The following is a 20,707-nucleotide window of genomic DNA, read 5'->3' on the forward strand; positions in this document are numbered from 1 at the left end:
GATCGTTCCCCGGCCCCTCCCCCCCGCTTCGCGTGCGCCCGCGTCAGCGGATCGGCAGACCCGAGAGGGTGCGCGCGATGACCAGGCGCTGGATCTCGCTGGTGCCCTCGAAGATCGTGTAGATCGCGGCGTCGCGGTGCATCCGCTCCACGGGGTACTCCCGGGTGAAGCCGTTGCCGCCGAAGATCTGGATGGCCTGGCCGGTCACCCACTTGGCGGTCTCACCGGCGTAGAGCTTGGACATGGAGCCCTCGGCCGCCGTGAACGACTGGCCGGTGGCGGCCATCCAGGAGGCGCGCCAGACCAGCATGCGGGCCGCGTCGATGCGGGTGCGCATGTCGGCGATGGTGAAGGCGATGCCCTGGTTGTCGATGATCGGGCGGCCGAACTGCTCGCGGGTCTTCGCGTACTCCAGCGACTCCTCGTACGCGGCGCGGGCCAGGCCCACCGCCTGGGCGCCGACGGCCGGGCGGGAGGCCTCGAAGGTCGCCATCGCGGCGTTCTTGACCTGCTCGACCCGCTCGCCTCGGGCGACGGCCGCAGCGCGCTCACGGGTCCTGGCCATGCGCTCGTCGAGCTTGTCCTTGCCGCCGAGCAGGCAGGAGCTCGGGACGCGCACGTTGTCGAGGACGACCTCGGCGGTGTGCGAGGCGCGGATGCCGTGCTTCTTGAACTTCTGGCCCTGGCTCAGGCCGGGCGTGCCCGGGGGGATGATGAAGGAGGCCTGGCCGCGCGCGCCCAGCTCCGGGGCGACGGAGGCGACGACCACGTGGACGTGGGCGATGCCGCCGTTGGTGGCCCAGGTCTTGGTGCCGTTGATGACCCACTCGTCCTTCGCCTCGTCGTAGACGGCGCGGGTGCGCATCGCCGCGACGTCCGAGCCGGCGTCCGGCTCGGAGGAGCAGAAGGCGGCGAGCTTCGGGTCGTCCGGGGTGCCGAACATCTCCGGCGCCCAGGTTCCCACCTGCTCGGGCGTACCGTTGGTGACGACGCCCGCCGCGGCGAGCGCACTGCCGACGATGGCGAGCGCGATCCCGGCGTCACCCCAGAACAGCTCCTCCATCGCGATCGGGATGCCCAGACCGGTCGGGTCGAACTGCTGCTGGGCGAAGAAGTCGAGCGAGTAGATGCCGACCTTGGCGGCCTCCTGGATGATCGGCCAGGGGGTCTCCTCGCGCTCGTCCCACTCGGCGGCGGCCGGGCGGATCACGTCACGCGCGAAGCCGTGCAGCCAGTCGCGGACCGCGATCTGGTCGTCGTTGAGAGCGAGGTTGAAGCCGGTCATAGGTGTGTCTCCCCGGGCACGAGGCGAGGCGCGGGCTGGAATTGCTTCCGCCAGGTGTTACCGTCGGTAACGCGCTCCACAGTTTGTTACCAGGCAGTAAGGATGTCAAGGCAATGCCGAGCCCCGACCGCGCCGACCGGCGTGAGGTGCTGTTGGACGCCGCGGACCGGGTGGTCCGACGGGAGGGCCCGCGCGCGAGCATGAACGCCATCGCAGCGGAGGCGGGCATCACCAAGCCGATCCTCTACCGGCACTTCAAGGACAAGACCGGCCTCTACCAGGCGCTGGCGGAACGCCACAGCACCGCGCTGCTGGACCGGATCCGCGAGGCGCTGGCCGCTCCTTTGGAGCGGCGGGACCTGGTGGAGAACGTCCTCGACACCTACCTCGCCGCGATCGAGTCCGCGCCTCAGGTCTACCGCTTCCTCGCCCACCCGGACCCCGCCGCGGACGGCCTCTCCCCCGCGGGCCCGCTCGCCCCCACGCTGCGGGCCATCGCCTCCGAGCTGAGCGCGGCCATCGCCGGCCAGATCGACCTCGGCCCGGACCGCGACCTGCTGGCCGCGGCCTGGGGCCAGGCCATCACCGGCATGGTGCTCGCCTCCGGCGACTGGTGGCTGGAACAGCCCGGCTTCCCGCGCCACCGCATGGTCCAGACCCTCGCCGACCTCCTCTGGGGCCGCCTCGCCGCCGCCGCGGACAACCCCGCCGCCACCACCAACCACAACGGCGCCCACCCGCACGAGGAAGCCCACGACTAGACGTCCCGGAAGCCCCGCGGGGACATACGCAGTCCGGGGACGGCTAGAGCGGGAGGCGGAGGGGGACGGTGCTGTGGGAGTGGGTGAAGCCCGTGCGGATGTAGAGGCGGCGGGCGGGGTTGCCCTCCGTGACGGTGAGGGACAGGGAGGGGGCGCCCTCTTTCGCGGTGACGGCGAGCGCGCGGCGGAGCAGGAGGCCGCCGAGGCCGTGGAGGGAGTCGTCCGGGTCGCGGAAGAGGTCGACGACGGCGGGCCCGGTGAGGGCGAGGTCCGCGACCGAGTGGCCGGCGCGGGGCAGGACCGCCGCGGCGAGTGACGAGTCGCCGTTCTCGTGGCCGATCATGATGCCTGCGACGGGGCGCCGTCCGCGGACGGCGACCGCGCTGCCGCCCAGCAGGCCGCCGAAGAGGCCGCCGCCGATCAGCTGGGCGAGGCGCTCGAAGTCCCCGGCGGGGTGGTCGGGGTGGGCGGCCGGGTACGCGCGGCGGTGGATCCGGAAGAGACGCCGCGGGCTCACCTCATGCGGCGCGACCAGCTCCACGTCGACCGGCAGCGGCGGCTCGGACCACGCCGGATCGACGGCGCGGACGCCGAAGTCCCAGACGTAGTGGTGCGCGTAGCGGCCCCGGCTGAGCGAGGCGTCCAGCAGCAGGCGGGCGAAGGCGTCCTGCGGACCGGTGACCCGCAGCTCGGCCATCCAGCCGGGCAGGCGGCGGCGGACGACCGCCGCCGCGTGGGCGGGGTCCGCGTCGGGCGCGGGGCGCAGATCCGCGGCCCACCAGAAGTCGTGGCCGCGCAGCAGCCCGCGGACCTGGACGAAGTCGGCGACGGCCGTGCCGTCGTCGTCCCGCACCGACCAGCGCTCGGGCTGCGCGTACCACTGGTCCGTCATGCGCGGCCCCCGCCGCCCCGCACGTCACGGTCGGGGACGTACCAGCCGGCGCGTCGCATCGCGCGCAGCGCCCGCGCTCTGCGCCAGCCGGTCAGCTCGTCGAGGAAGACGCCGCCGTCGAGGTGCGCGACCTCGTGCTGGAGGCAGCGGGCGAAGAAGCCGGTGCCCTCGATCTCGACCGGCGCGCCGGTGAGGTCCTGACCGCGCACCACCGCGCGGTCGTAGCGGGGGGTCTGCGCGCGCAGGCCCGGCAGCGACAGGCAGCCCTCCTCGCCGGCGATCACCACGCCGTCCGCCTCGACCAGCACGGGGTTGACCACGTGGCCCAGATGGCGCACGTCCTCGTCGTCGGGGCAGTCGTAGACGAAGACGCGCAGGCCGACCCCGATCTGATTGGCCGCCAGCCCCACCCCGTCCGCCGCGTACATCGTCGCGAACATGGACTCCACCAGGGAGACCAGCTCCTCGTCGAAGCTCCGGACCGGGACGCAGGGGGTGCGCAGCACCGGTGAGGCCCAAGGGGTGACGGGGTGGACGGTACCGGCGCTGCCGGGAATGCGGGAGAGCATGAGAGGACTCTATGTGCCACGGCGACGGCCACCGCCACGACCCGTGCCACGACCCCCGCGCAGGCCCCGTTCCGAGCAGCGCCGCGGCCGTCGCGAACGTCCGTGGGCGACCGGGTGGTGGACGCCGCCGACCGCGGAAGCGATCGTGCCGGTAGGCTACGGGCAGCCGGGGGCACACACGCCCCGCAGGCCGTCCCGCAGGAGGAAAGCAACCGATGTCAGCGCATCCCGATTCGGCCGCGCCCTCGGCCTCGCTGAACGCCCGTGCGAAGCTGGCCGTCACCGCCGGCAAGGCCGCCGCCGCCGTGTCGCGCGCGGCGGGCCGCGGCAGCGGATCGGTGATCGGCGGCCGGGTTGCCCTCAAGCTCGACCCGGACCTGCTGCGGCGCGTCTCCGAGGGCCTGGACGTGGTGCTGGTCTCGGCCACCAACGGCAAGACCACGACGACCCGTCTGATCGCCGAGGCCCTCAAGGCCGCTGGCCCGGTGGTGTCCAACGCGCTCGGCGCGAACATGCCGGCCGGCATCACCTCCGCGCTCGCCGACAGCGGCGAGGCGCGGTTCGGTGTGATCGAGGTCGACGAGAAGTACCTGAACATGGTCGCCCGGGACACCAACCCGAAGGCGATCGCGCTGCTGAACCTCTCCCGCGACCAGCTGGACCGCTCCTCCGAGACGCGCATGCTCGCGGAGAAGTGGCGCGAGGGTCTGGCCGGGACCGAGGCCGTCGTCATCGCCAACGCGGACGACCCGCTGGTCACCTGGGCGGCCTCGTCCTGCAAGAAGGTCATCTGGGTCGCAGCCGGCCAGGCCTACAAGGAGGACGCCTGGTCCTGCCCGAGCTGCGGCGGCGTCATGCAGCGTCCGGACGAGGAGTGGTTCTGCCCGAGCTGCGGCTTCCGCCGTCCGCAGCCGCACTGGGCGCTCCAGGGCGAGTTCGTGGTGGACCCGCAGGGCAACCCGTGGCCGATCCGGCTGCAGCTGCCGGGCCGGGCCAACCTGTCCAACGCGACGAGCACCGCCGCCGTCGTCTCCGTCTTCGGCGTGCACCCGCAGATCGCGCTGCAGCGCATGGAGTCGGTGCAGGCCGTCGCCGGCCGCTACGAGTCGGTGCTGGTGAACGGCCGTGAGGTGCGGCTGCTGCTGGCGAAGAACCCGGCCGGCTGGCTGGAGACCTTCAGCCTGATCGACCCGGCGCCGGCGCCGGTGGTCCTCTCGGTCAACGCGCTCTCCGCCGACGGCACCGACACCTCCTGGCTGTGGGACGTCGACTACGAGCGCCTGGTCGGCCACCCGGTCTTCGTGATGGGCCAGCGCAAGCTGGACCTCGCGGTGCGCCTGGAGGTCGCGGGCGTGCAGTTCCAGGTCGTCGACTCAATCCAGCAGGCCGTGGCGATGGCGCCGCAGGGCCGGATCGAGGCGATTGCCAACTACACCGCCTTCCAGCAGCTGCGCCGCGACGTGGCGACCCCGAACTGACGCGGCCCGGACTTGAGGAAGAGGACTCCCGCCATGACTGACAGCGCCCTGCGGCTGATCTGGATCTACCCGGACCTGCTGTCCACGTACGGCGACCGCGGCAACGTGCTCGTCGTCGAGCGCCGGGCCCGGCAGCGCGGGCTGCAGGTCGAGCGCGTCGACGTGCGCTCCGACCAGCCGGTGCCGACCAGCGGCGACATCTACCTGATCGGCGGCGGCGAGGACCGTCCGCAGCGGCTCGCCGGCGAGCGGCTGCGGCAGGACCCGGGTCTGGGCCGGGCCGTGGAGAACGGCGCGATCGTCTTCGCGGTCTGCGCCGGATACCAGATCCTCGGCCACGAGTTCATCGACGACCGCGGCGAGCGGACCGCGGGCCTCGGCCTGCTCGACGTCTGGTCGACGCGCGGCGAGGGCAAGCGCAACGTCGGCGACATCGTCGCCGAGCCCGACCCGCGCCTGGGCCTGCCGACGCTGACGGGCTTCGAGAACCACCAGGGCGTCACCCACCTCGGGCAGGGCGTCTCGCCGCTGGCGCAGGTCAGCGTCGGCGGTGGCAACGGCACCGGCGAGGGCACCGAGGGCGCCTGGCGGGACACCGTCTTCGGCACCTACCTGCACGGGCCGATCATGGCGCGCAACCCGCTGGTCGCGGACCTGCTGATCAAGCTGGCCCTCGACGTCAGCGCGCTGCCGCCGGCGGACAACACCTGGTACGACGCGCTGCGCGCGGAGCGCATCGCGGCGGCCCAGACCACCACCTGAGCCGCGGGCAGCGGACCGGCTCAGGGGCAACGGCAGACAACCGAACACAGCTGGCGGCTCACGCCGACTCCGGCCGAGCCTCCAGCGCCCACCCTCACACTCCCCCCGCAGGGCGCCGACGGCGCCGCCCTGGCGACCGGGCCGGCCTGACCGGGAGCCGACGCTCGGTATCATCGCGATAGGGTTGATTTGTCCGATTCCGGTCACCGCGCTCTGCTCGGGAGTAGTTGAACGATGCGTATTGGTGTGCTGACCAGTGGTGGGGACTGCCCAGGTTTGAACGCCGTGATCCGGTCCGTGGTGCACCGCGGCGTGGTGGATCACGGCGACGAGATCATCGGCTTCGTGGACGGCTGGCGCGGCCTGCTCGAGGAGGACTACCGCGAGCTGACACTGGACTCGGTGTCCGGCATCCTCGCCCAGGGTGGGACCATCCTCGGCTCGACCCGCGTGCAGCCGAGCAAGCTGCGGGACGGCGTCCCGGCGGCGAAGGCCATGTGCGAACGGCTGGGCCTCGACGGCATCATCCCGATCGGCGGCGAGGGCACGCTCAAGGCGGCCCGGATGCTCTCCGACGCGGGCCTGCCCATCGTCGGCGTGCCGAAGACCATCGACAACGACATCGCCTGCACGGACGTCACCTTCGGGTTCGACACGGCCGTCTCGGTGGCCACGGAGGCCCTGGACCGCCTGAAGACCACCGCCGAGTCGCACCAGCGCGTCATGGTCGTCGAGCTGATGGGCCGCCACACCGGCTGGATCGCTCTGAACGCCGGCATGGCCGCCGGCGCCCACGCGATCGTCGTCCCGGAGCGCCCCTTCGACATCGGCAAGCTGACCGCCGTCGTCGGGGAGCGCTTCGAGCGCGGCAAGAAGTTCGCCATCGTCGTGGTCGCCGAGGGCGCCAAGCCCGAGCCCGGCACCATGGAGTGGGAGCGCGGAAGCATCGACATCTACGGCCACGAGCGCTTCGCGGGCGTGGCCACCCGGCTCTCCGGCGAGCTGGAGCGGCGCCTCGGCAAGGAGGCCCGCCCGGTCATCCTCGGCCACGTCCAGCGCGGCGGCACCCCGACCGCGTACGACCGGATCCTGGCCACCCGCTTCGGCTGGCACGCGGTCGAGGCCGTGCACAAGGGCGCCTTCGGCCACCTGACGGCGCTCCAGGGCACCGCGATCAACCTGGTGCCGCTGGCCGACGCCGTCGCCGACCTGAAGACTGTCCCCGCGGAGCGCTACGCCGAAGCGGAAACGGTCATCTGAGCCCCCGCCCGGCAGGTTCGAACCCGCCGAGCACCGGGCGAAATGTCCGATTAGCTTGGCCTCATGGAGATCCTCGCGTACGGCGTCCAGGCCGACGAGAAGCCGCTGTTGGAGGCCGCGTTCGCCGGCCGTCACGAGGTGCGGTGTCTGGAGGTGTTCCTCGACTCCGACACCGCGCCTCTGGCCGCCGGGCACGAGGTGATCAGCAGCAGCGTCAACGCCGAGCTCGACGCGACCACGCTGCGCACCCTGGCCGAGGGCGGGACCCGGATGATCGCGCAGCGGTCCACCGGCTTCAACAACATCGACCTGGACGTGGCCGCCGGGCTCGGTCTCACCGTCGCCCGGGTCTCCTACTACTCCCCCTACGCCGTGGCCGAGTTCGCGTGGACCCTGGCCCTGGCGGTCAACCGCCGGGTGATCCGGGCCGCGAACCGCACCCGCGAGTTCGACTTCCGCCTGGACGGACTGATGGGCGCGGACGTCCACGGCATGACCGTCGGCGTCGTCGGCACCGGCAAGATCGGCGAGTGCTTCGCCCGGATCGCGCACGGCTTCGGCACGCGGCTGCTGGGCTGGGACATCGCCGAGAGCGCCGCCTGCCGCGACGAGCTGGGGATGGAGTACACCTCGCTGGAGCGGCTGCTCGCCGAGTCCGACCTGATCTCCCTGCACGTCCCGCTGCTGCCGGACACCCACCACCTGATCGACGAGAGCGCGCTGGCGCGGATGAAGCCGGACGCGCTCCTGGTCAACAGCAGCCGCGGCGGTCTGGTGGACACGCACGCCCTGGTCGAGACGCTGCGCGCGGGCCGGCTGCGCGGGGTCGGCCTGGACGTGTACGAGGAGGAGACGGGGCTGTTCTTCCTCGACAAGTCGCTCGAGGGTGTGGCCGACGACACGCTGGCGCGCCTGATGACCTTCCCCCAGGTGCTGGTGACCTCCCACCAGGCCTACTTCACCGCCACGGCGGTGGGGCAGATCATCGACACGACGGTGCGGAACGTCGAGGACTACCTCGCCGGACGGCACACCGAGAACACGCTCGTGCCGCGCCGGGGCACCCGGTGACGGAGGACATTCCGGACGGTTCTACCCTGGTGCGGTAGCTGTGCGCACCACCACGAGGGAAGCAGGGACCGCCGATGGGCAGCATGCCGGGCATGCCGGGTATGGACCACGAGCTCGCGCCCTTCACCTTCGGGCGGGCGCTGGCGTTCCACCCCTCGGCGGACTGGGCCTTCCTCGCCTTCGCGAGCGTGCTGCTGGTCGGCTACCTCGCCGGCTGCGTCCGGCTGTGGCGGCGCGGCGACAAGTGGCCGGTCGGCCGCCTGGTCGCGTGGCTGCTCGGCCTCGCCACGATGGTGATGGTCAGCTGTACGGGCCTCGGCCAGTACGGCATGGTGATGCTCAGCGCGCACATGATGCAGCACATGGTGCTGTCCATGCTGACGCCGATCCTGCTGCTGCTGGGCGCGCCGATCACGCTCTCGCTGCGCGCGATGCGCCCGGCGGGCAAGGGCAGGCGCGGACCGCGCGAGCTGCTGGTGGCGGTGCTGCACTCGCGCTACATGAAGGTGATCTCGCACCCGGCGTTCACGATCCCGCTCTTCATCGCCAGCCTCTACGGGCTCTACTTCACCCCGATCTTCGACTTCCTGATGAAGTCGCAGTGGGGCCACTTCGCGATGATGGTGCACTTCCTCGCCGTGGGCCTGGCGTTCTTCTGGCCGATCATGGGCGTGGACCCGGGGCCGCACCGTCCCGGCTACGTGCTGCGCATCCTGGAGCTGTTCGTCGGCATGCCGTTCCACGCCTTCTTCGGCGTGGCGGTGATGATGGCCTCCGGCCTGATGGTGAACACCTTCGCGCACCCGCCGGCGTCGCTCCACGTGAATCCCCTCACCGACCAGCACCTGGCCGGCGGGCTCGCCTGGGCGTTCAGCGAGATCCCGACGGCCGTGGTGCTGATCGCGCTCACCTTCCAGTGGGCCAAGTCCGAGGAGCGGCTCTCCCGCCGCAAGGACCGCGTGGCGGACCGCAACGGCGACCAGGAACTGGAGGCCTACAACGCCTACCTGACCCGCCTGGGCCAGCGCTCGGCGGGCTGACCGCCCGTTCGGGCTTCCGCCCGGCGGGCTAGCCGCTGATCATGCTCTCGTAGGGCACCTGGCGCAGGTAGAGCGCGCCACAGGTGTGACAGAGCGGCTGCTTGGTGTGCGCCCACGCCGAGTCGTGGTCGACCGGCGCAGCCGGGTCGAGGTCGCGGTTGCACAGGGCGGTCATCGAGCCGTCCTTGGTCATGTGCCACATCTTGACGGCGCCCTCGTCCCCGAGTTCCGCGCGCATTCCGTAGACGTTCATGTCCGATCCTCCCGGGGCCACTGTGACGTGTCGGCCCGCTCAGACCAGGATGCGCCTCAGTCGAAGGTGCGGCCAGCCTGGGCGACCAGACCGTCGAACAGCAGGTCGAGGCCGAAGTCGAAGCGCTCGTCGCCGACGTTGCGGGTGAGCGCCCCGGCCATGCCCACGATCAGCGGGTAGCGCTCCGGCGGCAGCGACGCGAAGAAGGAGCGCACGCCGCCGATGTACGCCTCGGCCTGTCGCTCGTCCGGCTCCCCGCCCGGCCCCTTGCGCGAGCTCTCCTCCAGCGCCGTCGCGACGACGTAGAGGCCGATCACGTCGACGGCGTAGGCGCAGACCTGCTCCGGCAGACCGCCGGCGCGCAGCAACGCCAGCATCGTCTCGGCGGCGTCGAGCGCGCCGGGCGAGGTGGGGATGTTCTGGATCATCGCCGCGCGGGCCAGGTCGCCGTGGGAGACCAGGTTGTCGCGCTGCTGCTTCAGGTACTCCTTGGCCTGCTCGCGCCAGCGATCCGGGTCCGGCTCGGGGTGGTCCAGGTCCCCGTAGACGCGGTCCAGGAGCAGCGCGAGCAGTTCGTCCTTGTTGGCGACGTGCGCGTAGAGCGAGGCCGCGCCCGTGCCCAGCTCCTGGGCGACCCGGCGCATGTTCAGCGCGTCCAGGCCCTCGGTGTCGACGATCGTCAGTGCCGTCTCGACGATCAGCTCGCGGCTGAGCGCCCGCCTCTTCCGGCGTGGTTCCGCACCGAAGGAGCCGGGCCAGGTGGGCGTGGACGCAGTCGTCATGGGGACAGCGTAGTTGACACGAACAGCGTTCGCTAGTAGAACAATGTTCGTAGCGACGAACACTGTTCGCTCGGATTGTGACCGCCGCCGACTCCTCGAGGAGCTCCCATGTCCACCGCCACGCCCGACTCGGTCCGCGCGGACCCGCCGCCCGCCGTCGTGGCGCATCCGCTGCGCAAGCTCGCGCTCGCCGCGATCCTGCTCGCCGAGATCATGGATCTGCTCGACACCACGATCATCAACGTCGCCGCGCCGACCATCAGGAACGCGCTCGGCGGCGGCACCAGCCAGATCCAGTGGGTGAGCGCCGCCTACACACTCGCCTTCGCCATGCTGCTGATCACCGGCGCCCGGCTCGGCGACCTGGTCGGCCGCAAGCGGATGTTCCTGCTCGGCACGGTCGGCTTCACCGTCTGCTCCGCGCTGTGCGCGGCGGCCACCGGCGCCGGGATGCTGATCGGCGCCCGCGCCTGCCAGGGCGCGTTCGCCGCGCTGGTCATCCCCCAGGGACTCGGGATCATCCGCGCCGTCTTCCCCGCCGAGGAGGTCGGCAAGGCCTTCGGCGCCTTCGGCCCGGTCCTCGGCCTCTCGTCCGTCGCCGGACCCACCCTCGGCGGCCTGCTGGTCGGCTCCGACCTGTGGGGCACCGGGTGGCGCATGATCTTCCTGATCAACCTGCCCGTCGGCCTGGGCTGCGCGCTGCTCGGCCTGCGCGCGATCCCCGCCGACCACGGCACGGCCGGCGCCCGCCGCCTCGACCTGCCCGGCGTCGCCGTCCTCAGCACGGCGATGGTGCTGCTCGTCTACCCGCTGATCCAGGGACGCGAACTCGGCTGGCCCAGCTGGACGTTCGCCTCCATGGGCCTCTCGCTCCCGATCTTCGCCGGCTTCGCCCTGCTGCAGCGCCGCCAGGCCGCGACCGGCCGCGCGCCCCTGGTCGACCCGGCCCTCTTCCGCGGCGGCGGGTTCCGCTACGCGATCATCGTCGTCGCGCTGTTCAACGCCGCGATCACCGGTTTGATCCTCACCCTCACGCTGACCCTCCAGCTCGGCGCGCACTGGACCGCGCTGCACGCGGGCCTGACCTTCATTCCGATGTCGCTCGGCATCGTCGTCGGCGCCGTGGCCGCCGGCGCGGTCCTCGGCGCGCGGTTCGGACGCCGGGTCATCCACAGCGGGGCCGTCATCATGGCCGTGGGCACCCTCGTCCTCTGGGCGAGCCTCGCCCACTGGGGTCTCCCGGTCACCACCTGGGACCTGCTGCCCGCCCTGGTGGTGACCGGCGTCGGCATGGGCCTGATGATGGGTCCGATGTTCGAGCTCGCCCTGACCGGCGTCACCGCCGAGCAGTCGGGGTCGGCGGCGGGCGTCCTCAACGCCCTGCAGGAGCTCGGCGGTTCGATCGGCGTCGCGACCCTCGGCACGGCGTTCCTGTCCTGGGCCTCCCACCACGGCTCCGTCACCGCCGCGGGCTGGACCCTCGCCGCCGTCGTCGCGGTCATCACCCTGGTCGGCCTCACGACCTTCGCCCTCCCCCGCATGCCCCGGCCGGCCGAGTCCCGCTGAGCCGCGCCCACCCATCGGGGGCGCGAGGCTCTGCCGCTATGGCGGCTCCTCCCCCAGCGTTCGGCCGGGAGGCGCCCCCAGCGTGGGCGCGAGAAGCCACGATGAGCGGATGGCCCCGAAAGTGCGGGGTTCTCCCGCCCGGCGTGGCTTGTCGCGCCGTTCCTCGCGCCCTGAGGGGCGCCGCCAGGCGGCCGCGCTAGCCCATCCCGGGCCAGTGGTTCGGCAGGTAGCCGAGGTCGATCGGCTCGGTGGGTGGGCCGTCGCGGCGGAGGTCCTCCAGGAGGGCGACCAGCGTCGGCGGCCACAGCACCTCCGTCACCTCGGCGAGCTCCTTCGGGGTGAACCAGCGGCAGGTGAGGATGCCGTCCGCGGCGAAGGAGGCCGTGAGGTCGCCGATCGGGTCGCGGCGCGGGGCGGAGGCCAGGTAGATCACCTCGTGCTGGCGGACGAGGCCCACGTCTGCGCGGTGGTAGTCGTGCTCCCAGCGCCACAGCTCCGGCCCCGGGACGACGTCGGTCCAGCCGGTCTCCTCGACCGTCTCGCGCACCGCTCCCGCGAGCGGGCCCTCGCCCGGCTCCAGACCGCCGCCGGGCAGCACCCAGTGGGGGCCGACCTCGGCGTCGTGGTGGAGCTGGAGGAAGACCGAGCCGTCCGGGTCCAGCACGAGCAGCCGGGCCGCGGCGCGGCGGGGGCGCGCGGCGGACCGCGCGGGCGAGGGGCGCTCGGCGAGCAGGAACCCGTGACCGCCGGTCACCCGATCGGCCCCGTAGCGCTCGCGCAGCTGCCGCTCGTCGGTCTCGTGGACCAGCCAGCCGTGCCCCCGCAGCCACTGCGCCTGATTGCGGCCCAGGCCACCGCGCCACAGGCGTGTCGCAGGCGCCATGGCCGGGTCGCGCCGGGCCATCTCCCGGGTACGGCGCAGGGCGCCGTCCCGCACCAGCGCGAGGCGGCTTCCCGGGGCCGAGAGCGCGCCGATCCGGTCCAGCAGCGCGGCGGCGTCGTCGGCTTCCAGGTAGATCAGCAGCCCCTCGACCAGCCAGGCGGTGGGCTGCTCCGGGTCGAACCCGGCGGCGCGCAGCGGGGTCGCCCAGTCCTCGCGCAGATCCGCTGTCAGCACGTGACGCTCGACGCGCGGATGGGCGTCCGCCTCGGCGAGGACGCGCTCCTTGAAGGCGACCATCTCCGGCAGGTCCAGCTCGAACAGGCGCACGCCGTCCGGCCAGTCCAGCCGGAACGCGCGCGCGTCGAGGCCTGCGGCGAGCAGGACCACCTGGACGCAGCCGCCGTCCGGGCCGACCGCGTCGCGCAGGTAGTCGTCGAAGTAGGCGGTGCGTAGCACGAGGTGCGCTGCCATCGCGGACCACGCCTCGGTCCGCTCGCCGCGCGGCGGGCGGGGGCCGTTCTCCGCGGTGACGGCGGCCCGCAGGAAGACGGAGGCGTACGGGTCGTCGAAGAGCCGGTCCGGGCGGGCGCTCTCGGCGGCGCGGGCCAGCGCGACGCCGAGCGCGGTCCGGCCGACCCCCTGCGGCGCACTCCCTCCCGCGTCCGCGGCTGACGTCTGATCATCGGTCACCCGCCCAATCTAGGCGGCGTGTCGTGGCGCGTGGAAGGGGATGGGGATCCAGCCGGTCGGCGGTCGCCGAACGGCGTGGTCCGTCCAGGTGAATGCGTTCCTCCGATGAGCGCATTCGCCCAGGTCATTCCGTATTCCCTGCGAAAGAAATGGATTTTCCGATAAGGATCAGGCTTGCTCCGAACGCAGCAAGAATTGCGCCACAAACCGACCGTGACAAGAATCACAATGGTCCGGCGGAACGTGAAGCAGCCATAAAAACATGCCAATACTGTCCGCCGAACGAACAAAGTCCTCGCCACCGTGGCGGGGCGGTCCGGCCGGACGCCTAGTCTCGCCACCGGTCGGACGCCAGGTGCTCACACACACCTGACAGGCGAGAACGGGAGACCCAGGCACGACGGCACGGCGTCAGGGAAACGCCGGGCCTTGGGGTGAAGCCGCACGCAGGAATGACGCGCGGCCGGGCAGCTTCTGGAGCCCGAACCCGACAGGGACGACTTTCGTAGGCGGTTCCGGAAGGGCTTCCGCATGTCCGCGTCCAATGATTCCGCGCGTCACCATGCCCTGAACCAGAGCCAGCAGCAGAACCACCGAAACGGGCGGAACGGGGGCCGGCGAGCACGCCGCCCCGAGTGCCTCGGAACGAACACCGACACGCACCCGAGCGTCCGTCGGGCCAGGCACAACCGGCGACTGAAGGCCGGGATCACCACCCTCGCGACCACCGGTGTCCTCCTCGGCGGCACCGTCGCCGTCGCGCCCAACGCCGACGCGAGCGCCCTGACGATAGGGCAGCGGGCCCTCGACGTCGCCCAGTCCAAGCACGGCGACCCCTACCGCTGGGGCGCGACCGGCCCCAACGCGTTCGACTGCTCGGGCCTGACGTACTACGCGTTCCGCCATGTCGGCCGCTCCCTGCCGCGAACGGCGCAGGCGCAGTACAACCGCGTCCGGCACATCTCCTACGCGCAGCTGCGGCCGGGCGACCTGATCTTCTTCCACTACGGCTCGTACGTCTACCACGTCGGCATCTACGCCGGTCACTGGGAGATCTGGCACGCGCCGCACTCCGGCAGCTACGTGAAGCTGGAGCGCATCTGGACCCGCTCGGTCTGGTTCGGCCGGGTGAGCTGAGGCGGGCTCAGGCGCCGCTGACGCGCGGCTGAAAACGGTGCTCACGAGCCGTTCTGGGGCGCCGGCGCCCGACCGGCCTCCTGCCCTCCAGGGCGTCGGCCAGGGCCACCCTCGTGGTCCGGTCGACGCCCGGGACGGCGGCGGCCGGCGCGATGGCCGCTCGACGCGATCATCACTCTCCCTCGACGCGGAACGCCGCGCGGAGGCGGAGGTCTGGCTCGCGTTCACCACCCGCACCCAGCTCGATCCGGCGCTCCGCACGCTGCGCGACGCGAGCTACGACGCGACCGTCCAGTGGCTCGGCCGTGCGCCGCCGCGCGGCTCCCCGCGCACGGGTGCACTGTCCCGGCGCGGCATTCCTTCGTGCGCCGGGGCGGGCCCGGCAGGCGGCCTAGGACCGGGCGGCGGGCCGGCGTGCGCCGTTGGGGGCCGCCTGGGCGATGAGACGGACGGCCCAGGCGATCTGGTCGTCCGTCAGGTCCGCGCGGGCGGTGAGGCGGAGGCGGGAGAAACGGTCCGGGACGGACGGCGGCCGGAAGCAGCCGACGCCCAGGCCGCGGGTGCGCAGCTCCGTCGCCCAGGCGAGGGCCGCCTCCGGGGAGGGGGCGCGGACGCCGACCACGGCCGCGTCGGGGACACTGGCCCTGAGGCCCTCAGCGCGCAGCGCGGTGGAGAGGGCGTGGGCGACCTCGCGGGCGCGCGCCGCGCGGGCTGGCTCCGCGCGCAGCACCCGCAGCGCGCCGAGCGCGGCGCCCGCCGCCGCCGGGGCGAGGCCGGTGTCGAAGATGAAGGTGCGCGCCGACTGCACCAGGTGCTCGATCACCCGGCGCGGGCCGAGAACCGCGCCGCCCTGCGAGGCCAGCGACTTCGAGAGGGTCACCGTCGTCACCACGTCGGGCGCCCCCGCGAGGCCCGCCGCGGCTGTCGCGCCCGCGCCGCCGGGGCCCAGCACGCCGAGGCCGTGGGCGTCGTCCACGACCAGCGCCGCGCCGTGGTCGCGGCAGACCGCGGCCAGCTCGGCGAGCGGCGCGGCGTCGCCGTCGACGGAGAAGACGGTGTCGCTGACGGCGATCGCCCGCTCCTCGTCGCGCGAGGCAAGCTCCGTGCGGAACGCGTTCGGCTCGCGGTGGGCGGCGCGCGCGATCCGGGCCCGGGAGAGGCGGCAACCGTCGATCAGCGAGGCGTGGTTGAGCGCGTCGGAGACGATGAGCGCGCCGGGGCCGGTCAGCGCGGTGAGCGCGGCGAGGTTCGCGGCGTAGCCGGAGGAGAAGACGAGGGCGGCCTCGGCCCCGCAGAAGTCGGCGAGCTCGCCCTCCAGCTCCGCGTGCAGCTCGGTGGTGCCGGTGACCAGGCGCGAGCCGGTGGACCCGCCGCCCCAGCGCAGCGCCGCCTCGGCGGCGGCCCCGGTGACGCGGGGGTCGTGGGTGAGACCGAGGTAGTCGTTGCTCGCGAGGTCCAGCACGTCGCCGACGGCGGGACGGGGACGCAGCGTCCGCACCAGCCCGGCGCTGCGGCGCTGCTCGGCGACGCTGTCGATCCAGGCGAACGGGTCCGCGGTGGCGATGCTCATGCGCCGACCCTGTCAGCTCGGCCCCCGGCGGGACAACTCACCGCGGTGCGACATGGGTCACGCGCTCCGGCGCGCCGTGGTTGAATAAATGAACAGCCGTTTATAAATGGAGGCAGCGCGCATGGGTACCACCGAACGGCCGCTCGAAGGGCGGGTCGCCCTCGTTGCCGGGGGGACCCGCGGCGGCGGGCGCGGCATCGCCGTGGAACTGGGCGCGGCCGGTGCGACGGTCTACGTCACCGGGCGCAGCAGCCGCACGGCCGGACGCTCGGACCTCGACCGCCCGGAGACCGTCGAGGAGACGGCGGAGGCCGTCACCGCGGCGGGCGGCGTCGGCATCCCCGTCCGCGTCGATCACGGCGAGGCCGCGCAGGTGCGGGAGCTGGTCGCCAGGATCGACGCCGAGCAGTCCGGCCGGCTCGACGTGCTGGTGAACTGCGTCTGGGGCGGCGACCCGCTCACGCAGTGGGGCCTCCCGCTGTGGGAACAGGACCTCGACCAGGGCTTCAGACTCCTGCGGCGGGCCGTCGACACGCATGTGATCACCAGTCACGCCGCGCTGCCGCTCCTGATCGCGCGCGGGCGGGGCCTGGTCGTGGAGGTCACGGACGGCAACACCGCGCGGTACCGGGGCTCGTTCTTCTACGACCAGGCCAAGGCCGCCGTCATCCGCCTCGCCGTCGCCCAGGCGGCCGAGCTGCGCGAACACGGCGTGGCGGCGGTGGCGTTGACGCCGGGCTTCCTGCGCTCCGAGGCCGTGCTGGAGGTCTGCGGCGTGACCGAGGCCAACTGGCGCGACGGCGCGAAGGTGGATGCGGACTTCGTCGCGTCCGAGAGCCCGGCGTATCTCGGGCGGGCGGTCGTGGCCCTGGCCGCGGACCCCGACATCCTTGAGCTGTCCGGCCAGGCCCTCGCCACCTGGGAGCTGGCCCCGCGCTACGGCTTCACCGACGCGGACGGCTCACAGCCGGACTGGGCGGCGCACTGGGCCGCGGCCCTGGAGGCGAAGCTCGGTCCGCTCTGAACCGCTGCTCGCCGGGGGCGGTCCCTCAGCCCGAGCAGGCTCCGCGCTGGGCCTGCTGCCACGCGCAGCGCGGGCACGTCGGCAGGCCGGGAGTGTCGGCCGCGTACTCCGTCGGCTCGTCGCACAGCACGCAGGCCGCCACCGGCGCGCCCGGCTCCGCCTTCACCGGGACGGTCGGCGAGGGCGCCGGCGCCGGGCAGTAGCCCTCAGGCTCGGACGGGGACCCGGGCCCGGACCCGGGCCCGACATCGGACTCGCTCATGCCACCGCCTCCAGGCTCACTCGACCCAGATCGCCGCGTCGCCGATGTCCGCCGACAGCGCGTACTGGGTCGCGGTCAGGGTGGCGGCCGGGGTCTGGTTCGCGCCGTTGACCGCGGCGGTCTGCACGACGGTGACGAATCGGCCGACCTGCTGGACCCGCTGCTGCTCCGTGGCGATCGCCTGGGTGACGCCCGGGAGCTCCTGGGTCGGCTGGCGGAAGGTCGCGACCATGCCGGCCTGGCTCGGGATGCCGAACAGCGGCTCGGCGCGGCGCGCGGTCGCCGCGTCCGGGTAGCCGAGGACGGTGACCGAGGCGATCACGGTGCGGTCGGTGCTCACGTAGGTGGCGGCGACATAGCCCTGGCAGGAGGCGGTGACGCCGGCCGGGGAGTTGGTGGCCAGGACGTCCGCGCAGTTCGACGAGGTACCGAGGGCGTAGCGGGTGGCCTGGAAGGGGCTCGGGTTGTCGATCCCGGCGGGAACCTCGAGAGTGGCCGGGAGGATCTCGGTGGACTCCGGCACGGTCGAGGGGGCTGCTGCGGCCGCGTTGTCACCGCTCTGGGGCGTGGAGAGGCTGTCCTGGGAGACGCTGCCGCCGACGCTGCCGCTGGCTCCCATGCCGCCGCTCGCGTAGTGGACCTCGGCCCACGTGGTCACCGAGGCCGCCACCGCGAGCGCGCCTATCAGCGCGAGCGCGCGCGTACGGCGGGACCGATGGTCCGGAGCCGGCTCTCCGCTGGTCGTCATGCTGACTGAGTGTAGGGCTCAAACGCCCGTCCGAACGAGCCGGTCTGCGCTGGCCAGGGCCTCGGCGCACCCTTTCGACGGGCTCTCACCGGGGACGATTGTCCTCGGAAGTGGGTGATCCAGGACAACACACCCAGTGCTGTGTGAGATGTTCTATGCGGTTCCGCTATGGCGGCGCTCGATCCCGGCAAGGCAGGATCGCTGCCATGGACCTGCTCGACACACTCGTCTCCAAGGCGCTCGATCGCGAAATGCCCACTCGTGAGGAGGCGCTTGCCGTCCTCGCCACGACGGACGACGAGCTGCTCGACGTCGTCGCCGCCGCCGGCCGGGTGCGCCGGGCGTTCTTCGGCCGCCGCGTCAAGCTCAACTACCTGGTCAACCTGAAGAGCGGGCTCTGCCCGGAGGACTGCTCGTACTGCTCGCAGCGGCTCGGCTCCAAGGCCGAGATCCTCAAGTACACCTGGCTCAAGCCGGACCAGGCCGCGGCCGCCGCCAAGGCCGGCGTCGCCGGCGGCGCCAAGCGGGTCTGCCTGGTGGCGAGCGGGCGCGGCCCGACGGACAAGGACGTGGACCGGGTCGCCGACACCATCGCGGCGATCAAGGAGGAGAACGAGCAGGTCGAGATCTGCGCCTGCCTCGGCCTCCTCTCCGACGGCCAGGCCGAGCGCCTGCGCGACGCGGGCGTGCACGCCTACAACCACAACCTCAACACCTCCGAGGCCACGTACGAGGACATCTGCTCCACGCACGACTTCGCGGACCGCGTGGACACCGTGCAGAAGGCGCAGAGCGCGGGCCTGTCCGCCTGCTCGGGTCTGATCGCGGGCATGGGCGAGAGCGACAAGGACCTGGTCGACGTCGTCTTCGCGCTGCGCGAGCTGGACTCGGACTCGGTGCCGGTCAACTTCCTGATCCCGTTCGAGGGCACCCCGCTGGCGAAGGAGTGGAACCTCACCCCGCAGCGCTGCCTGCGCATCCTGGCGATGGTCCGGTTCTGCTTCCCGGACATGGAGGTCCGCATCGCGGGCGGCCGCGAGGTGCACCTGCGCTCGCTGCAGCCGCTCGCGCTGCACATCGCCAACTCGATCTTCCTGGGCGACTACCTCACCAGCGAGGGCCAGGCGGGCCAGGCCGACCTGGAGATGATCGCCGACGCGGGCTTCGTGGTGGAGGGCTCCGACGAGGCCACCCTGCCGCGCGACCGTGAGCACGCGGACGTCGCCGTGCGTCGTCGCGGCGCGGGCACCGACCTTCCGCCGAACGCGTGAGCACTGACTCGTCCGAGGCGATGGACGTCGACCGGCTGCTGGAGCTCGACCGCGCCCACGTGTGGCACCCCTACGGGGCCATGCCGGGCGCGGCTGAGCCCTTCCCGGTCGCCTCGACGAGCGGTGTCCGGCTGCGGCTGGCCCGGCCTGTAGGGGGCCGCGACGAGCTGATCGACGGCATGTCCTCGTGGTGGTCCGCGATCCACGGCTACGGGCACCCGGTCCTCGACGAGGCGGTGCGCGAGCAGCTCGGGCGGATGAGCCACGTGATGTTCGGCGGGCTCACCCACGAGCCCGCCGTGCGGCTGGCGGCGAAGCTGGTCGAGCTGACGCCCGAGCCGCTGCAGCACGTGTTCCTCGCCGACTCCGGCTCGGTCTCGGTCGAGGTCGCGGCCAAGATGTGCCTGCAGTACTGGCGTTCACAGGGCCGCCCGGAGAAGCACCGGCTGCTGACCTGGCGCGGCGGCTACCACGGCGACACCTTCCACCCCATGTCGGTGTGCGACCCCGAGGGTGGGATGCACCAGCTGTGGACCGGGGTGCTGCCGCGTCAGATCTTCGCCGACGCCCCGCCGGACGGCTTCGACGCCGAGCCCGACGCGGCCTACGTCGCGCACCTGGAGGAGCTGCTGTCCCGCCACGCGGCGGAGGCGGCGGCGGTGATCGTCGAGCCGGTCGTCCAGGGCGCGGGCGGCATGCGCTTCCACTCCCCCGCGTACCTGCGGGTGCTGCGGGAGCTGTGCGACGCGCACGACGTGCTGCTGGTCTTCGACGAGATCGCCACCGGCTTCGGCCGCACCGGCGCGCTGTTCGCGGCGGACCACGCGGGCGTCTCGCCCGACGTCATGTGCGTCGGCAAGGCCCTGACGGGCGGATACCTGACGCTCGCCGCCGCGCTGTGCACCACCCGAGTGGCGGAGGGCATCAGCCGCGGCGAGGTCCCCGTGCTGGCGCACGGCCCGACGTTCATGGGCAACCCGCTGGCGACGGCGGTCGCCAACGCCTCGATCGACCTGCTGATCGGCCAGGACTGGCAGCAGGAGGTCAAGCGGATCGGCGCGGGCCTCGGCGCGGGCCTGGCGGCCGCGCGCACCTTGCCCGGCGTGCGGGACGTGCGGGTACTGGGCGCGATCGGCGTGGTGCAGCTCGACCACGACGTCGACATGCGCGCGGCGACGGCGGCCGCGGCCCGCGAGGGCGTGTGGCTGCGGCCGTTCCGCGACCTCGTCTACACCATGCCGCCCTACGTCACCTCGGACGCGGATCTCGCCACGCTCTGCGCGGGCGTCCGCGCGGCAGCGGCCGCGGGCTGACCCGCGTCCGCGGCGCGGTCCGCCGCCCGGCACGGTTCCCGCCCCGATCCGGCCCGCCCGCGCCAAAGGCGGTCCGGCCGGGCCTGGACC

Annotated in this window: 20 protein-coding genes; 11 read left to right on the forward strand and 9 right to left on the reverse strand. The window is 72.9% G+C overall.

Annotated features, from left to right (window positions below; all coding sequences use genetic code 11):
* Nucleotides 1-43: 43 nt before the first annotated feature.
* On the reverse strand, nucleotides 44-1,285 hold the full coding sequence (locus TR48_RS09135) for an acyl-CoA dehydrogenase family protein (RefSeq protein WP_042365431.1): 1,242 nt from the start codon (nucleotides 1,283-1,285) through the stop codon (nucleotides 44-46).
* A 113-nt stretch (nucleotides 1,286-1,398) separates the two neighbouring features.
* Here TR48_RS09135 and TR48_RS09140 point away from each other — a divergent pair, with 113 nt between their 5' ends.
* Nucleotides 1,399-2,046: a TetR family transcriptional regulator gene (locus TR48_RS09140; RefSeq protein WP_042365432.1), complete on the forward strand. Its 648-nt coding sequence runs from the start codon at nucleotides 1,399-1,401 to the stop codon at nucleotides 2,044-2,046.
* A 43-nt stretch (nucleotides 2,047-2,089) separates the two neighbouring features.
* Here the strand turns inward: TR48_RS09140 and TR48_RS09145 are convergent, their stop codons facing one another.
* Both TR48_RS09145 and def read right to left on the reverse strand, forming a co-directional pair.
* Nucleotides 2,090-2,938, reverse strand: a complete 849-nt coding sequence (locus TR48_RS09145) for a hypothetical protein (protein WP_042365433.1) — start codon at nucleotides 2,936-2,938, stop codon at nucleotides 2,090-2,092.
* Nucleotides 2,935-3,507, reverse strand: a complete 573-nt coding sequence (gene def / locus TR48_RS09150; protein ID WP_042365434.1) for a peptide deformylase — start codon at nucleotides 3,505-3,507, stop codon at nucleotides 2,935-2,937. Before def ends, TR48_RS09145 begins: the two co-directional genes overlap by 4 nt.
* A 215-nt stretch (nucleotides 3,508-3,722) precedes the next feature.
* On the opposite strand from def, the gene TR48_RS09155 reads away from it, so the two are divergent.
* From TR48_RS09155 to TR48_RS09175, 5 genes are all read left to right on the forward strand, one after another.
* Nucleotides 3,723-4,985 carry a MurT ligase domain-containing protein gene (locus TR48_RS09155; protein WP_042365435.1) on the forward strand — a complete coding sequence of 421 codons (1,263 nt, stop codon included), beginning with the start codon at nucleotides 3,723-3,725 and terminating at the stop codon, nucleotides 4,983-4,985.
* A gap of 33 nt (nucleotides 4,986-5,018) precedes the next feature.
* Entirely contained in the window at nucleotides 5,019-5,747 is a 729-nt protein-coding gene (locus TR48_RS09160) for a type 1 glutamine amidotransferase (protein WP_042365436.1), read from the forward strand.
* A gap of 234 nt (nucleotides 5,748-5,981) precedes the next feature.
* Complete coding sequence (locus TR48_RS09165; protein WP_042365437.1) at nucleotides 5,982-7,007, forward strand: 6-phosphofructokinase; 1,026 nt, start codon at nucleotides 5,982-5,984, stop codon at nucleotides 7,005-7,007.
* A gap of 63 nt (nucleotides 7,008-7,070) precedes the next feature.
* The gene (locus TR48_RS09170; protein ID WP_042365438.1) at nucleotides 7,071-8,078 is read left to right on the forward strand and encodes a 2-hydroxyacid dehydrogenase; all 1,008 of its coding nucleotides are present in this window, start codon (nucleotides 7,071-7,073) and stop codon (nucleotides 8,076-8,078) included.
* Nucleotides 8,079-8,152: 74 nt separating this feature from the next.
* Nucleotides 8,153-9,118 carry a cytochrome c oxidase assembly protein gene (locus tag TR48_RS09175; RefSeq protein WP_042365439.1) on the forward strand — a complete coding sequence of 322 codons (966 nt, stop codon included), beginning with the start codon at nucleotides 8,153-8,155 and terminating at the stop codon, nucleotides 9,116-9,118.
* Nucleotides 9,119-9,146: 28 nt separating this feature from the next.
* Here the strand turns inward: TR48_RS09175 and TR48_RS09180 are convergent, their stop codons facing one another.
* Together TR48_RS09180 and TR48_RS09185 are read right to left on the reverse strand one after the other, a co-directional pair.
* Entirely contained in the window at nucleotides 9,147-9,371 is a 225-nt protein-coding gene (locus TR48_RS09180; protein WP_042365440.1) for a hypothetical protein, read from the reverse strand.
* Nucleotides 9,372-9,427: 56 nt separating this feature from the next.
* Nucleotides 9,428-10,153 carry a TetR/AcrR family transcriptional regulator gene (locus TR48_RS09185; protein ID WP_042365441.1) on the reverse strand — a complete coding sequence of 242 codons (726 nt, stop codon included), beginning with the start codon at nucleotides 10,151-10,153 and terminating at the stop codon, nucleotides 9,428-9,430.
* A gap of 108 nt (nucleotides 10,154-10,261) precedes the next feature.
* On the opposite strand from TR48_RS09185, the gene TR48_RS09190 reads away from it, so the two are divergent.
* Nucleotides 10,262-11,719 carry an MFS transporter gene (locus TR48_RS09190; protein ID WP_084729071.1) on the forward strand — a complete coding sequence of 486 codons (1,458 nt, stop codon included), beginning with the start codon at nucleotides 10,262-10,264 and terminating at the stop codon, nucleotides 11,717-11,719.
* Between the two features lie 196 nt (nucleotides 11,720-11,915).
* Here TR48_RS09190 and TR48_RS44920 read toward each other — a convergent pair whose 3' ends face one another.
* Nucleotides 11,916-13,292: an SAM-dependent methyltransferase gene (locus tag TR48_RS44920; protein WP_063770947.1), complete on the reverse strand. Its 1,377-nt coding sequence runs from the start codon at nucleotides 13,290-13,292 to the stop codon at nucleotides 11,916-11,918.
* Nucleotides 13,293-13,988: 696 nt separating this feature from the next.
* On the opposite strand from TR48_RS44920, the gene TR48_RS09205 reads away from it, so the two are divergent.
* Nucleotides 13,989-14,429 carry a C40 family peptidase gene (locus TR48_RS09205; protein ID WP_052442519.1) on the forward strand — a complete coding sequence of 147 codons (441 nt, stop codon included), beginning with the start codon at nucleotides 13,989-13,991 and terminating at the stop codon, nucleotides 14,427-14,429.
* 391 nt (nucleotides 14,430-14,820) lie between these two features.
* On the opposite strand, the gene TR48_RS09210 is transcribed toward TR48_RS09205, so the two are convergent.
* Entirely contained in the window at nucleotides 14,821-15,999 is a 1,179-nt protein-coding gene (locus TR48_RS09210) for an 8-amino-7-oxononanoate synthase (RefSeq protein ID WP_042365442.1), read from the reverse strand.
* A 121-nt stretch (nucleotides 16,000-16,120) separates the two neighbouring features.
* Between TR48_RS09210 and TR48_RS09215 the strand changes: the two genes are divergently transcribed.
* The gene (locus TR48_RS09215; RefSeq protein ID WP_042365443.1) at nucleotides 16,121-17,023 is read left to right on the forward strand and encodes an SDR family oxidoreductase; all 903 of its coding nucleotides are present in this window, start codon (nucleotides 16,121-16,123) and stop codon (nucleotides 17,021-17,023) included.
* A 25-nt stretch (nucleotides 17,024-17,048) separates the two neighbouring features.
* Here the strand turns inward: TR48_RS09215 and TR48_RS40215 are convergent, their stop codons facing one another.
* Complete coding sequence (locus TR48_RS40215; protein WP_084729075.1) at nucleotides 17,049-17,285, reverse strand: hypothetical protein; 237 nt, start codon at nucleotides 17,283-17,285, stop codon at nucleotides 17,049-17,051.
* 16 nt (nucleotides 17,286-17,301) lie between these two features.
* Nucleotides 17,302-18,033 carry a hypothetical protein gene (locus tag TR48_RS09220; protein ID WP_042365444.1) on the reverse strand — a complete coding sequence of 244 codons (732 nt, stop codon included), beginning with the start codon at nucleotides 18,031-18,033 and terminating at the stop codon, nucleotides 17,302-17,304.
* Between the two features lie 206 nt (nucleotides 18,034-18,239).
* Between TR48_RS09220 and bioB the strand changes: the two genes are divergently transcribed.
* Nucleotides 18,240-19,304, forward strand: coding sequence for a biotin synthase BioB (bioB, locus tag TR48_RS09225; RefSeq protein WP_084729077.1), 1,065 nt, complete (start codon nucleotides 18,240-18,242; stop codon nucleotides 19,302-19,304).
* A 20-nt stretch (nucleotides 19,305-19,324) separates the two neighbouring features.
* A complete protein-coding gene (locus TR48_RS09230) occupies nucleotides 19,325-20,617 on the forward strand; it encodes an adenosylmethionine--8-amino-7-oxononanoate transaminase (protein ID WP_042365485.1) in 1,293 nt (430 codons plus the stop codon).
* Nucleotides 20,618-20,707: the final 90 nt, after the last annotated feature.

This window comes from Streptacidiphilus neutrinimicus (assembly GCF_000787815.1).
Lineage (GTDB): Bacteria > Actinomycetota > Actinomycetes > Streptomycetales > Streptomycetaceae > Streptacidiphilus > Streptacidiphilus neutrinimicus.